This is a genomic window from Peribacillus sp. Bi134 (assembly GCF_918698065.1).
GTDB lineage: Bacteria > Bacillota > Bacilli > Bacillales > DSM-1321 > Peribacillus.
In genome coordinates this window covers 373,019-386,996 of sequence record NZ_CAKKLN010000007.1, presented here as the reverse complement: position 1 = coordinate 386,996, position 13,978 = coordinate 373,019, and the positions used below count along the sequence as shown (strand labels likewise).

Annotated in this window: 16 protein-coding genes and 2 riboswitches; of the genes, 13 read left to right on the top strand and 3 right to left on the bottom strand. The window is 40.3% G+C overall.

Annotated elements, in window-relative coordinates; all coding sequences use genetic code 11:
- Positions 1-36: 36 nt before the first annotated feature.
- Positions 37-142: riboswitch (TPP riboswitch) on the bottom strand.
- A gap of 157 nt (positions 143-299) precedes the next feature.
- Positions 300-404, top strand: a riboswitch (SAM riboswitch).
- A 175-nt stretch (positions 405-579) separates the two neighbouring features.
- Both LQ188_RS18070 and LQ188_RS18065 read left to right on the top strand, forming a co-directional pair.
- Positions 580-768: a Fur-regulated basic protein FbpA gene (locus LQ188_RS18070; RefSeq protein ID WP_034314291.1), complete on the top strand. Its 189-nt coding sequence runs from the start codon at positions 580-582 to the stop codon at positions 766-768.
- A gap of 253 nt (positions 769-1,021) precedes the next feature.
- A complete protein-coding gene (locus tag LQ188_RS18065) occupies positions 1,022-1,216 on the top strand; it encodes an aspartyl-phosphate phosphatase Spo0E family protein (RefSeq protein WP_101224038.1) in 195 nt (64 codons plus the stop codon).
- A gap of 68 nt (positions 1,217-1,284) precedes the next feature.
- On the opposite strand, the gene LQ188_RS18060 is transcribed toward LQ188_RS18065, so the two are convergent.
- Positions 1,285-1,791: a GNAT family N-acetyltransferase gene (locus tag LQ188_RS18060; protein ID WP_101224037.1), complete on the bottom strand. Its 507-nt coding sequence runs from the start codon at positions 1,789-1,791 to the stop codon at positions 1,285-1,287.
- 221 nt (positions 1,792-2,012) lie between these two features.
- Here LQ188_RS18060 and LQ188_RS18055 point away from each other — a divergent pair, with 221 nt between their 5' ends.
- A complete protein-coding gene (locus LQ188_RS18055) occupies positions 2,013-2,714 on the top strand; it encodes a GDSL-type esterase/lipase family protein (protein WP_157831080.1) in 702 nt (233 codons plus the stop codon).
- A 42-nt stretch (positions 2,715-2,756) separates the two neighbouring features.
- On the opposite strand, the gene LQ188_RS18050 is transcribed toward LQ188_RS18055, so the two are convergent.
- A complete protein-coding gene (locus tag LQ188_RS18050; protein WP_230177648.1) occupies positions 2,757-4,574 on the bottom strand; it encodes an ABC transporter ATP-binding protein in 1,818 nt (605 codons plus the stop codon).
- Positions 4,575-4,778: 204 nt separating this feature from the next.
- Between LQ188_RS18050 and LQ188_RS18045 the strand changes: the two genes are divergently transcribed.
- The 3 genes from LQ188_RS18045 (at position 4,779) to LQ188_RS18035 (ending at position 6,543) form a co-directional block, all read left to right on the top strand.
- Positions 4,779-5,261 carry a DinB family protein gene (locus LQ188_RS18045; RefSeq protein WP_101224035.1) on the top strand — a complete coding sequence of 161 codons (483 nt, stop codon included), beginning with the start codon at positions 4,779-4,781 and terminating at the stop codon, positions 5,259-5,261.
- A gap of 144 nt (positions 5,262-5,405) precedes the next feature.
- Positions 5,406-5,870: a M15 family metallopeptidase gene (locus LQ188_RS18040; RefSeq protein ID WP_230177701.1), complete on the top strand. Its 465-nt coding sequence runs from the start codon at positions 5,406-5,408 to the stop codon at positions 5,868-5,870.
- 130 nt (positions 5,871-6,000) lie between these two features.
- The gene (locus LQ188_RS18035; protein ID WP_101224034.1) at positions 6,001-6,543 is read left to right on the top strand and encodes an acyl-CoA thioesterase; all 543 of its coding nucleotides are present in this window, start codon (positions 6,001-6,003) and stop codon (positions 6,541-6,543) included.
- A 204-nt stretch (positions 6,544-6,747) separates the two neighbouring features.
- Here LQ188_RS18035 and LQ188_RS18030 read toward each other — a convergent pair whose 3' ends face one another.
- A complete protein-coding gene (locus LQ188_RS18030; RefSeq protein WP_230177646.1) occupies positions 6,748-7,392 on the bottom strand; it encodes a Bax inhibitor-1/YccA family protein in 645 nt (214 codons plus the stop codon).
- 485 nt (positions 7,393-7,877) lie between these two features.
- On the opposite strand from LQ188_RS18030, the gene LQ188_RS18025 reads away from it, so the two are divergent.
- From LQ188_RS18025 to LQ188_RS17995, 7 genes are all read left to right on the top strand, one after another.
- Entirely contained in the window at positions 7,878-8,903 is a 1,026-nt protein-coding gene (locus tag LQ188_RS18025) for an ABC transporter ATP-binding protein (protein WP_101224463.1), read from the top strand.
- Positions 8,881-9,807 (top strand): ATP-binding cassette domain-containing protein, encoded by a 927-nt coding sequence (locus tag LQ188_RS18020; RefSeq protein ID WP_101224464.1) that lies wholly within the window; start codon positions 8,881-8,883, stop codon positions 9,805-9,807. Before LQ188_RS18025 ends, LQ188_RS18020 begins: the two co-directional genes overlap by 23 nt.
- 15 nt (positions 9,808-9,822) lie before the next feature.
- The gene (gene opp4B / locus LQ188_RS18015) at positions 9,823-10,788 is read left to right on the top strand and encodes an oligopeptide ABC transporter permease (protein ID WP_101224465.1); all 966 of its coding nucleotides are present in this window, start codon (positions 9,823-9,825) and stop codon (positions 10,786-10,788) included.
- 15 nt (positions 10,789-10,803) lie between these two features.
- On the top strand, positions 10,804-11,709 hold the full coding sequence (locus LQ188_RS18010) for an ABC transporter permease (RefSeq protein ID WP_101224466.1): 906 nt from the start codon (positions 10,804-10,806) through the stop codon (positions 11,707-11,709).
- A gap of 18 nt (positions 11,710-11,727) precedes the next feature.
- The gene (gene opp4A / locus LQ188_RS18005) at positions 11,728-13,491 is read left to right on the top strand and encodes an oligopeptide ABC transporter substrate-binding protein (protein ID WP_101224467.1); all 1,764 of its coding nucleotides are present in this window, start codon (positions 11,728-11,730) and stop codon (positions 13,489-13,491) included.
- Between the two features lie 109 nt (positions 13,492-13,600).
- A complete protein-coding gene (locus tag LQ188_RS18000) occupies positions 13,601-13,789 on the top strand; it encodes a hypothetical protein (protein WP_034314269.1) in 189 nt (62 codons plus the stop codon).
- Between the two features lie 31 nt (positions 13,790-13,820).
- Positions 13,821-13,958 (top strand): hypothetical protein, encoded by a 138-nt coding sequence (locus tag LQ188_RS17995; RefSeq protein WP_157831109.1) that lies wholly within the window; start codon positions 13,821-13,823, stop codon positions 13,956-13,958.
- Positions 13,959-13,978: the final 20 nt, after the last annotated feature.

Genomic DNA, 13,978 nt, shown 5'->3' with positions numbered 1-13,978 from the left:
AATACTGAACGGGGTAGATGGATATAGTCTGTAAATGGACGATATCATCCACTTCCCTCCGCCGGTATGAGCCGGTTCAGGTTCAAAGGGTCCGGAAACTATTTCCATCTCAGTCTTAATAAAGACTCCCCTAGTGGTGTGAATTGTATGTAATTACTGACATCATATCAGAAAGACAAGAAAATGCAACCCGCATTTGAAGAGGGAGCATGTAATGTCCAGGGAAAAAGGGAGAACCAGGTAATTGACTTTTGATAATTATTAGGGTAGAATCATTTCTACATCATTTATATATCGAATTCTTATCCAGAGAGGTGGAGGGACTTGGCCCAAAGAAACCTCGGCAGCGGACCCATTTTGGGAACTGTGCTAAATCCAACAAGCATATGCTTGGAAGATAAGAAGAGCCGTACGGACACAGTCAGCCTCTTCTTGAATTAGAAGGGGCTTTTATTTTTGGGAAATAACGTTTAGTGACATAATAGAAAAGGTATATATAATTTGGTGAAAATCAAACAAGTTGATAAAGTTAGCTAACTAGAAGCAGGCTCTAGGATGACTAGGAAAGGAGCCATTTACATGGCAGAATTATTTAAGAGGATTGAACAGAGGAAGGCAAAGCTCATTGAAGAGCTATTGGCCAATGGAGTATACAAAACCTCTGATGAAAGGCACCTTTATGATGCCCCATTAAAAGTGCTTGAAGATGAATATAAGATTGTTATAAATAGACCTAATAACGAGTCACCTTCTGAATGGATGACATAGTAAGCGATGGGCTATATTTTGGGCTCTTGGATAAGGGATATGATGTAAGCATTCACAGTATACACTAGTGGATGCTTTTTTGCGTTTAATAGAAAATGACATAAAATATACATAATTAAAGAATAAAGTAGGTGTTTTGTCACATTTTACCTATAAAATAACACATTTTATTTCTGGAAAATAGTTGATTTTAACTAGTAGTTTAATTATGATGAAAGTGTAAAAAAATTGAATAAATGGGAGGTGGCATATAATGCCTTGCCGTAAAGTAACTATAGAAAGGGTAGAAGAAAAGAGACAGGAAATGATCAAATTGGCAGCAAGTTACGGCTTAACAAGTCTGCTTACTGTTCAGGCCAGTCAAGAATTGGATACGCTATTAAATGCGTTAGCAAGTAAAAGAGAGTCAGAATATTTTTCCCTCCAAAACGCATATCGGTATTTTTAAATTAGCCAATTCGACCTGTATTAATTTGAAAAAGCTACTGCTCAAGGCAATAGCTCTAAAAAATTATATTAAATATCGACACGTTTACCAAGAATGATCAAATCCCGCTCAATGCCATCCAGCTCGGCAACTTGAGGTAAATGTGCCCATTCTTCAAACCCGAATTTGGAAAAAAGCTTAAGGCTAGGTATATTGTGGGCGAAAATGAAACCCAATATAGTCTTAATACCTAATTTTGGACTCAATTCAATTGCCTTTTGAATCGAAATTTGTCCGATTCCTTTTCCCCGGAAATAATCATCAATATAAATGCTGATTTCGGCAGTGGAATTATATGCCGGTCGGCCATAGAAGGATTGAAAGCTTATCCATCCAGCAGTTTTCCCTTCTATAGTAATGATATATAGCGGTCTACTTTCTGAATGATGTTCCTCAAACCATTTAACCCTCGATTGGACGGATACAGGCTCCGTATCTGCCGTGACCATTCTTGAAGCAATTGTCGAATTATATATTTCAACAATTCTAGGTAAATCAGATAGTTCTGCCTCTCTAAACTCTATGTGCTCATCCATGATGTAATCTCCTAACTATCATTTATTCAATCTCCAGAATGAAGGGTAATCCCGTTTTTTTGTTTAAGGGACGGTGAATTGAAACCCAATCCATTGAAAGTTTTTTATTATCATACACTTTTTACTCTTTATCTGACAATTCCTTTTTTATGTTAAGTCTGCAGATTTTTTGGGTATGTAAAGGATTAAATACTTCTAGTAAAAAGGCAGAGGAGAACCAAATGAAAAAATTGTCAGTTTTTTTGATTATAGTACTGGTTATATGTTTTGTTGCATATGAATTTCAGGCCTCGGAGTCGGAAGATGTGCAAAGGGTGATGGCTTTTGGAGATTCGTTAACCTATGGAAAAGGGGATAAGGATGGAGAAGGATATATAGAAGGCCTGGAGGATGAATTGAATAACCCGGAATCGGAACAAAAAGTGAGTTTTTGGAATTACGGTATAAAAGGCCAGGAAACGGATGGGGTGATGAAACAGCTTGATGATTACCGCATTAAAACGAAACTTGATGAAGCCGATACTTTCATCGTTTATATCGGAACAAATGACTTGATCAATAGTAACGGCGGGGACTTGGAGAAAATAAGTGATCGAAAAATCAATGAGGGTAAACGGGAGTATATCAGCCATCTGAAAAAGATTACGTCAACACTCATAAAGGCAAACGATAAAGCTGATATTTTGGTAGTGGGACTATATAACCCAATTAAAGGAAATCAAAAACTTGAAAAGCATATTCGCGATTATAACCAGTCAATAAAGGGAATAGCGGATAAAGACAATAGGATGTTATTCATTCCTACGAATGATCTTTTTGAAGATAAAAAGAAATCAGAGTATTTCAGTGATAAGTTACATCCGAATGAAAAAGGGTATCAGCTCATTGCGAATCGGGTTTTGGAAAGTTATGATTTCAAATGAAAGCAAGAATGCACAGAAAGGCATTCTGTGCATTCTTGCTTTCTAGGAATTTAATATCGCTTTTAGTTGAGGGAACTGCAAGTCATGGAGCTGCTTGTATCTGCCATTGTTTTGCAATAACTGTTCATGTGTTCCTTTTTCATGAACCTGCCCTTTTTCCAGAACGATTATTTGATCGGCATCATGAATGGTCGATAAACGATGTGCAATCACAATTGAAGTCCGGTTTATCAATAAACGTGACAGAGCTTCCTGTATCAAATGTTCGGATTCTGTATCCAAGGCCGCCGTTGCTTCATCGAGAATGATGATTTGCGGATTTTTCAAAAGTGCCCTGGCAATGGCAATGCGCTGTTTTTGTCCGCCTGAAAGCTTGACTCCGCGCTCTCCAATTTGAGAATCATAACCATCAGGAAAGGCACTGATAAAGTCATGCGCATTTGCCGCTTTGGCGGATTCGATGATTTCATCATCTGTAGCATCAAGTTTTCCATACATGATGTTATCACGGATGGAACCGTTGAATAAAATGATATCCTGGGAGACAACTCCCATTTGTCCCCTTAATGATTTCAGTGATACATTTTTGATATCATGGCCATCCATTTTGATTGTTCCATCTTGCGGATCATAAAATCGGATCAAAAGGCTCGTGATGGTCGATTTTCCTGCACCAGAGGAGCCGACCAGAGCGGTTACTTGACCAGCTTTCATGGTCAGGTTTAAACTGCTGAGCACAGGAACATTCTCATCATAAGAAAAATTAACACTTTGAAATTCAATTTTCTTTTTTATGGAAGGGAGTTCAATGGCATTTCCCTTGTCACTTATTTCAGGTTGTGTTTCCAATATTTCAGTTATCCGCTCAAAGGCGGCGGCTGATTGCTGGACAATGCTGATGACACGGCTAAAATTGCGAACGGGACTCTGCAGCAACCTCAAATAGGCGAGGAAGGCCACGATTAATCCTATTGTGAATTCACCTTCCATCACTTGCCAAGCACCGAACACAATGACTGCTACAAGGCCGATATTGTTCAATAAATCAATAATCGGACCGAACATGGAACGTAGTCGAACGGACTTAATGTTTGCAGCCATATTTTCCTGATTACGCTCGGCAAACCGCCTTGATTCGAACTCTTCATTCGTAAAAGATTGAATGAGCCGCATTCCTGAAATGGAATCCTGTAACTGGTTGCTGACATCTCCTGCGGAACTTTGCACAGACCTAAATGACATCCTGATGCGTTTCCCGAATACCCTTGTGATATAGAACATGAAAGGGAATATAAAAAGAAGGACAATGGTCAGCTTCCAGTTAATGAAAAGCATATATACCGCCACGGCAATGAAAGTCACCGTGTCCGTCAAGACTTGGAGCATGCTCGAAGAGATGAGCTGCTGCAGTAAATTGACATCATTGGTCAACCGGGACATTAAGTCACCAGTTCGATTTTTGTCAAAGAATTTCATATCCAGTGTTTGAATGTGGTCATACATGCTATTCCGTATATCCATAATAGCTCTTTGACCGACCTTGGAAACGATATAGCTGTTAAAGTAGTTCAGTAACGCCAATAAGATGCTGGCACAAAGAATTCCTGTGCCAATCCAGATCAACAAATCATATCTTTTTTCGGGAATGACTTTATCAATCGTAAACTGCGTCAACTGGGGGATGGAGAACTCAAGCAATGAAATGAAAAGCATGATACATAATATCAAAGTGCAAAACTTCCATTTGGATGGTACCCGATTGAACATTTGTTTGAGCATCAACCATATGCTTCCTTTTGAAGGTATTGCATGCATGGAACTGCGGCCTTTGTGGCTGAATGGAATATGTCCTCCACTCATAGCGATCACTCCTATTTAGACTATCTATGATGAATTTTGAAAGTCATTTGAATTTTACCTTAATGACTATGATAGAGCTTTTCAAAAAATAGACAACTTTTAATCGGTTCGTTTGTGTCAAAAAGTATTATTATTTTACACATTCCTATAGTAAATGGAATAATTAAAGGAGATTAGCGAGGCTTATAAGAGGAGATGCTAAAAATGAATGAAAATGAAAAAATCAGGGAAGAGCTTTTAAATGCGGTCAACGGACTATCGGATGAACAGCTGAACGCCCATCCTGAACCTGGACGATGGAGCATCATCCAGGTATTGGATCATTTATATTTAATGGAGAGGGCCATAACAAAGAGCATATCCGATAAATTGAAAAGCAACGATAGCATTCCTGCTGTGGATAAACCGATCGAGCTTACTTTAAATCGTGAAGTGAAGGTCCAGGCGCCGCCATTTGTCATTCCGTCAGAATCATACCAAACTTTGAGTGAAGTTAAGGAAAAGTTGTCCGAATCCCGAAAAGCTTTTGTACAGGTCGTTGACCATGCAAAGGAAATTGATCTCGAACAAAAGTCATTACCACATCCTTTGTTTAAAGATTTAAGCTTGAAGCAATGGATCCCGTTCGTGGGACTTCATGAAAAACGGCATTTATTGCAAATTGAAGAATTGAAAGCAAAGTTATAGAAGAAACTCATCCGTCTTTGGTTGAGTTTTTCACTTTCAGACAGATATTCGTAAAGGAAGGATTTTTCAGTGAAAGCCACTTGGGTAAGAACATTTTTGGTATTGGGCTTTATAGGATTGTTACTGGGGCTCTTGTTCAAGTATATGCTTCCTCCTGATCTGGATGAAATCGAACTGACTGACGAGCTGAATCCGATCGTCGCCGAAAAAAAGGACGAGCTCATTCAATTGGCTAATGACAAAGGCATCCCGGTTATCATTACGGCGGGGTTCCGGTCTTTAGCCGAGCAAAATGAACTCTATGAAAAGGGCAGATCAGACTCGGGCAACATCGTAACGAATGCAAGAGGTGGCGAATCGCTGCATAATTTCGGTTTGGCGATAGATTTTGCCCTCCTTAACAAACAAGGCGAGGCCATTTGGGATATGAGTTATGACGGCAACGATAATGGAAAGTCGGATTGGATGGAAGTCGTAACCATCGCTAAAGGGTTAGGTTTCGATTGGGGAGGGGATTGGGCAGGGTTCAAGGATTATCCGCATTTACAAATGACATTTGGCTTAAGCCTGCGTGAGCTGCAGCAGGGCAAGCAGCCAAAAGGGCAGTGAAAGCGGTTGGCTTCATTATAAGCCGCATAATTTTGACTAATAGCAGGAAAATAAGCATGTGAATTGCTTTACAGGTAAGAATTCGATAAAGTGGACTAGTGAGAATCAGACATAAAGGAGTGCAGTCACCATGGAAGAAACAAAAAATTGCCGGGACTCTTTGGTCATAAAAACAAGCCTTGTCCTCCCGCCGGATACAAATAATATTGGTACGATGTTCGGAGGCAAATTAATGGCATACATTGATGATGTAGCGGCTATATCAGCCATGCGTCATGCTCGAAGCAACGTCGTTACTGCATCAACTGATTCTGTCGATTTCCTGCACCCTATTCACGAAGGAAATGCAGTTTGCCTTGAAAGCTTCGTGACGTATACGGGCAGAACATCAATGGAAATCATCGTAAAGGTGGTTGCAGAGGATTTAGTTACAGGAGCCCGGAATTTATGTGTCATTTCATTCTTGACATTTGTTGCCATTAATGAAGAAGGTAAACCAATTCCGGTTCCGCGTTTGGTTCCTGAAACAGAGATGGAAATGAATTTAAATGAATCAGCAAAACAACGGGCCCAAATTAGGAAAAAACGAAGGGAAGATACACAGTTCATTGCAAGCACTTTCGGTGTGAAACTGCCATGGACCGATCAATCAAATCCAGGATTATATAAATAAGATACGCATCCCTTCTGCCGTTCTTATTAATGATTGAGACCAAATTCATTGTGATTTGGTATTTTATTCATTGCCAGGAGTTTTGGGGAAATCACTACTACCATCTTACAGCTTAACCGTATGGGAAAGAAATGTGAAAAGACGCTTGGATAAGTCCAAGCGTCTTTCTTATGTTATCTTGTTAGGATTTATACTATTAGCACTTTAGTCATCGCTTGCTAAAATACCAAAGAAGCGCAAGATGTTAATGAATAGGTTAATGAAATCAAGATATAGATTCAAGGCCATGAGCGGTACTTCTTCGGCTGTTACCCCGTAATGCTTCATACGATTGAAATCATATAAAATATAACCACTGAAAACTAAAATCCCGATAAAGGAAAAGACCAGCATGGCTGTAGAGCTTAATGGAGAGAAAATGTTGAAAATGCTAATGACAACTAAAGCTAGCAAGGCAGCAAATAACATTCCTCCCAAGAAAGAAAGGTCCCTTTTGGTGGTTGTGGCATAAATTGACAGCCCTCCAAATACGACTGTCGTCGTAACACCTGCCAGGATCACCACATTTGTCCCTGCAGCAGCTAGGTAGTGTGCGATGATCGGATAGGTCGTAATTCCAGAAATCAACGTGAAACTATACAAAAATGTGTAGCCGATTGCTTTTTTCCTCCGCAATATAAATGCTCCAATCAACATGGCGATCTCAAGTATCGCTAACGGAAGAAACAACGATGGCGGTACAAGAGTGCCGAGAGCCATCCCTAAAACGGAAACGGCAAAGTGATAAAGCGAACGTCCGCATGACCGACGGCATATATGTTTGTACAGTTTGTGAATACATTCAATCACCTCATCATTTATTTTCTACCGTTTTCTACGAATCTGTTTTAAAAAGGTTTCATTGCATTACATCAAAATTTGGTGTTTTTTTTAAAGTAATGAAATATATATGAAGTAATTACCTTTTTTATGATATTCTTACAAATATACTAATTTTTCTGAAATATTAAAATACTTCAATCGGAACCATTCCGCAGTACGTAAAACGACAAGGTCAATAAATGGGCATAATCTTTAAAAAAGATATCTTGAAATAATAAATTCAAAAATATTGATTCTATATATTTAATCGGACTTCAAAACTTTACTGTATAACAGTTATAAAGGAAATGATTTTTTATTGCAGAAAATTATTCCTAAAGTTATAAAAAATGAAAAAAATGTGATTATTTTCTATAAAAACTATTGTATAAATGTAAAAAATTGATTAAAATTCTAACTAATTATCAGAAGATTAATTATTTTCCCGATAAAATAGTTTAGGGGGAGCAAGGATGAAGAAAGCTATTTTACAAATAGAGAACCTAACTACCTCATTTCGAATCGGTAGCAAATATCATGCAGCGGTGGATGATGTTTCGTTTACGGTGAATGAAAATGAAATTGTAGCAGTTGTTGGAGAATCAGGTTGTGGAAAGAGTGCCTTGGCCTTATCTATCATGCAATTACATAATAAGCAGAGAACGAAATCCGAAGGAAATATCAATTATAAAGGTCAAAATCTACTAAAGTTGAATGATGTACAAATGAATAAAGTCCGTGGTAAGGAATTGGGTATGATATTTCAGGAACCATTAACGGCTTTGAACCCGCTCATGACCATAGGAAAACAGATCGAGGAGAATCTTGATTACCATACTGAACTCTCCAGTGCTGAAAAAAAGAATAGGACGATCGAACTTTTGACACAAGTGGGAATTCCATATCCTGAACGGACGTACAAGCAATATCCGCATGAGCTCTCGGGCGGAATGCGGCAAAGGGCAATGATATCGATTGCCATTGCTTGCAACCCTGCACTGGTCATTGCAGATGAACCCACGACGGCACTCGATGTTACGATTCAAGCACAAATACTTGATCTGCTGAAGGATATCCAAAGCAGGACAAAAATGGGGATCATCTTAATTACACATGATCTGAGCGTCGTAGCAGAGGTCGCTGACAGGATCGTTGTCATGTATGCAGGTCAGGTAGTGGAAACGGGAAGTGTTAAAGAGATATTCAACAATCCGCTGCATCCATATACAAGGTCGTTATTAAATTCGATTCCTTCGGCTGCAAACGAGAAAAATCGTTTGCACGTTATCGAGGGAATCGTTCCATCGATAGCGAAAATGGATCGGATAGGATGTCGCTTCCAAGATAGGATTCCTTGGATACCTAAGCATGCGCATGAAGAGACACCCCGGCTTCACGAAGTGGGCAATGATCATTTTGTGCGCTGTACGTGCTATAAAGAATTTTATTTTCAAGCTGAAGGAGATGCATCGGCCCATGACATTACTCAAATTAGATAATCTGAAAGTGCATTTTCCAATAAGGGGCGGTTTTTTCAGAAGGGTGGTTGATCACGTAAAGGCCGTGGACGGTGTTTCCTTTGAGTTGCAGCAAGGGGAAACATATGGTTTGGTCGGGGAATCCGGAAGCGGCAAGTCCACGACAGGCAAGGCAGTGGTCAAGCTGAATGATGTCACATCCGGACAAATCCTGTTTGAAGGCAGGGATTTAGCATCTTTAAGTAGAAAAGAAATTAAACCATTTAGAAAAGATATCCAAATGATTTTCCAAGACCCGTATTCATCATTGAATCCCAAGAAGAGGGTACTGGACATCATTGCCGAACCGCTGAGGAACTTTGAACGGTTATCACCTTCAGAGGAAAAGAAAATCGTCCAGGACTTCTTGGACAAAGTCGGACTCAGTCCGGAGTCGATTCACAAGTATCCTCATGAATTTTCAGGGGGGCAGCGCCAGCGTATTGGGATTGCCAGGTCTTTGACATTGAAACCTAAACTGATCATTGCGGATGAACCGGTGTCAGCACTGGATGTTTCCGTTCAGGCACAGGTATTGAATTTCCTTCAGGATCTCCAACAGGAGTTCAATTTGACTTATTTATTTGTCGGTCATGACTTAGGTGTAATCCGGCATATGTGTGACCGGATGGGAGTTATGTATCGCGGTAGATTGGTAGAGGAAGGCAAAAGCGAGGAAATCTATGAAAATCCGCAACATATATACACGAAGCGCCTGATTGCCGCCATTCCGGATTTAGAGCCGGAAGTTCGCGAAGATAAAGTGCAGCTTAGAAAAAAACTCACCTCGGAATATGAGTCTACCTACTCAAAATATTTCGATGAGGATGGACGTGCCTACGATTTGAAGCCAATCTCATCGACACATAGAGTCGCATTACAATAAGGAGGTGTAAGGAATATGTGGAAGTTTATCCTAAGGCGTTTATTAGTTATGATCCCGCAGCTCTTTTTATTGAGCATCATCGTTTTCATGATGGCAAAAGCAATGCCGGGAGATGCACTGTCAGGTCAGGAAATCAATCCTAGGGCCAACCCGGCCGAGCTTGATAGGATCAGGGAAGAACTGGGTTTGAATGACCCTTGGTACCAACAATATATAAGGTGGGCATCCAATGCAGTACAGGGGGATTTCGGTATTTCCTATACACATAAGACGCCCGTCATGGATGTTATAGAAGACAGGCTTTGGAACACGGTGTTCCTGGCGTTGGTCACGCTTATCTTTACATATATGCTTGCGATTCCATTAGGCATACTTAGCGGAAGGTATAACGATACCTGGGTGGATAAAACCGTTACGGGTTATAGCTATGTAGGATTTGGCACGCCGATTTTCATTTTTGCTTTAATCATGTTATTCATTTTCGGATTTGCCCTGGATTGGTTCCCGTCTGGCGGCAGTGTCGATTCAAAAGTGGATGAAGGAACATTTGCCTATGTTGTAAGCAAGATCAATCATTTGATTTTACCAGCTTTAAGTACAGCTTTAATTGCAACAACAAGTACGATCCAATATTTGCGAAATGAAATCATCGATAATAAAATCAAGGATTTCGTAAGGACTGCGCGTTCGAAGGGAGTGCCTGAATCAAAAGTATATTCACGGCATATCCTGAGAAATTCCTTTTTACCGATAGCGGCATTCTTAGGTTATGAAATTACCGGATTGATCGGCGGCGCGGTCATAATCGAGACCATTTTCAGTTATCCGGGTCTGGGGCAGCTTTTCCTTAGTTCAGTCAGCCTGCGGGATTTCAGCGTTGTCACGGCCATCGTCATGATGACGGGATTTGCCACTCTGCTTGGCACTCTTCTTTCGGACATCATACTTAGTGCGGTCGATCCGCGCATACGGATAGAATAGGAGCGGGGTGAGCGTATGGAAATGAAAGTAGAAACAGGAAAGAACATACAAGTGAAAGATGTGAGCCCTTCAGGAATCAAAATCATCTGGCAGGAAATCAAAAAGGATAAGCTTGCCATGGGCTCATTGATCATATTAGCAGCCATATTGATTTTTGTTTACGGTGCGTCGCTCTTCATGGACGCCAAGGAAATAGCGAAGGTCGATTTTCTCTCCATTTATATGGAACCATCTTCAGACTATTGGCTTGGAACCGATTATGGCGGCCGGGATGTATTTGCACAATTGATAGTGGGTACGAGAAATTCATTCACGATCAGTTTGTTCATTACATTATTCACGGCTATCATCGGTTTATCATTAGGGCTTCTGGCTGGCTACTTCGGCGGGGCAACCGATAATGTTATCATGCGTATTATCGACTTCGTGATTGCCCTGCCGCAATTGATGTTCATCATCGTTGTAGTCGTGATTGTACCGATCTTCAATGTATATGTTTTCATTTTAATCATGACGATGTTTTTATGGACAGGCAAGGCCCGGCTGATTCGTTCAAAGGCTTTGTCAGAGCGTGAGCTGGATTATATCCACGCCTCACAGACACTCGGGACGCCACATTGGAAAATCATCCTGTTTCAGCTTCTGCCCAATGTCAGTTCACTGATCATCGTTAACTTCATTTTGAACCTTGCTGGCAATATAGGCCTAGAATCCAGTTTGACTTTCTTAGGGTTCGGTCTCCCGGAGAGCACACCGAGTTTAGGGACGCTCATCAGTTATGCTCGAAATCCAGATGTTCTGGAAAACAAGTGGTGGATATGGGTACCCGCATCACTCATGATTTTAGTGTTGATGCTGAGTATAAATTTCGTTGGTCAAGCGTTAAAACGCGCAGCCGATGCAAGACAAAGAAGAGCATAAAAAAGGGGAGTGTATGATATGAAAATCAAAAGCTACAGTAAGGTATTAAGTGCATTGGCCATTTCGTCTCTACTGCTTGCTGCATGTTCGGATGATACGGAGAAATCGTCAACGAAAGAGAAAAAAGGGAAAGATGTCGAACAGGTCGATACCTCTAAATTCCCGACAAAGACGACGAATCAAGGAGAGCCGATTAAAGGCGGCCATTTGACATATGGATTGGTATCCGATACCCCGTTTGAAGGGATATTAAACAAAGTTTTCTATCAAGGCGAGCCTGATAACCAAGTTATCACATTCTTTGATGAAGATTTATTGGATACAGACGAAAACTATGTTTTCACGAATGAAGGTGCCGCTTCCTATGAGATTTCGGATGATCATAAAACGGTCACGCTGACGATTAAGGATAATGTAAATTGGCATGATGGAAAGCCAGTGACAGGCGCTGATTTAGAATATGCATACCTTGTCATGGGAAGCAAGGATTACAAAGGTGTACGCTATGATGAACAAATGGCTTTAATCGAGGGTATGGAGGAGTATCATGAAGGGAAAGCGGATAAGATTTCAGGCATTAAAGTCGACGACAAGAAAATCACTTTCACTTTCAAAAAAGCGAATCCTTCCGTCACGACTGGATTATGGACATACCCGCTTCATAAAGAATACTTAAAAGATGTTCCAATTGCAGATTTGGAATCTTCGGATAAAATCCGTAAAAATCCGATTGGTTTTGGACCATTCAAAGTGAAGAAAATCGTTCAAGGGGAAGCGGTCGAATTCGAAGCGAATAAAGATTATTACCGCGGTGAACCTAAATTGGACAGTGTCACATTAAAAGTCGTGAATCCGGCCGTTGTCGTCAAGTCACTTGAAAATGGTGACCTCGATGTAGCGGAGGTCCTGGCTGAGCAATATGATCAGGCCAAGGAATTGGATAACATCGAATTATTGGGGAAAGTGGAATTGGCTTATTCCTATATTGGTTTCAACTTCGGTCATTATGATAAGGAAAAAGAAGAAAACGTTATGGATGAGAACCCGAAATTCGGTGACAAACGCCTTCGTCAGGCAATGGCATATGCCATCAATAATGAAGAAGTTGGCGAAAAGATGTTCAAGGGCCTTCGCTTCCCTGCCAACTCTGTCATTACACCGAACTTTAAATATAACAATAAAGATGTAAAAGCATATGAATATAATCCTGAAAAAGCTAAAAAACTTTTGGATGATGCAGGTTTTGTAGATACGAATAACGATGGCATTCGTGAAGATGCAGACGGAAAAGAGTTCAAGATCAATTTTGCTTCCATGAGCGGTTCCGATGTTTCTGAGCCACTAGCAAGATATTATATCCAGCAATGGGAACAAGTTGGTTTGGACGTCGAATTGCAGGATGGAAGGCTGCATGAGTTCAATTCATTCTATGACCTGCTGAAAAAGGATAATGATGAAGTTGATGTATATTCAGCTGCATGGGGTGTCGCTTCCGATCCGGATCCATCAGGAATTTGGTCCAGATCTGCAGAATTTAACTATACCCGCTGGGTGAGTGAAAAAAATGATGAGCTTCTTGCTAAAGGGATTTCAGAGGAAGCCTTCGATGATCAATATCGAATCGATACGTATAATGAGTGGCAGGAATTGATCCATGAAGAGGTTCCGGTCATTCCGACATTATTCCGTTATCAATTGGCGGGAGTGAATGAACGTGTGACAGGTTATGATTATCTCGCTGGCCGCCAATATCAGTGGCATAATGTCGGGGTAACGAAATAATTTAATTGATGACAATCGGCTGCCTTTATGGGCGGTCGATTTTTTTGCGTTTTAATGTAGAGGATAAAGGTTATATAGATAATAGTAAGTAATTGGAAGGGTGATATTGATGGAAGTGAGAAATCCTAATGAAACAAAGAGAGAGTTAGAAATATTGTTTACTGAATCGGTTGGCCGTTTACTGAAACCTCTCGAAGAGGAAATCATTGCAGACATTGTAGCCTATCCAGACGAAAAGAGAATTGCCTTCTTGGAATATATGAAGGAAATGTCCAACAAACAAAGACAGTTGAAGTAAGTTGAACTTTCATCATGAAGGAGGTTTTTTTATGAGGAACGAAGATATGGACAGATACAAAGTATGGCGCGATAAGTGGAAAAGAAGAGTGAATATGGAGAACTTAGCGTTATATGGAATTTCAACAATAGTTATGGCCATGTTGCCTGTCCTGGCTTTTATGAGTTAAATCATTAAAGGACCGCCTTT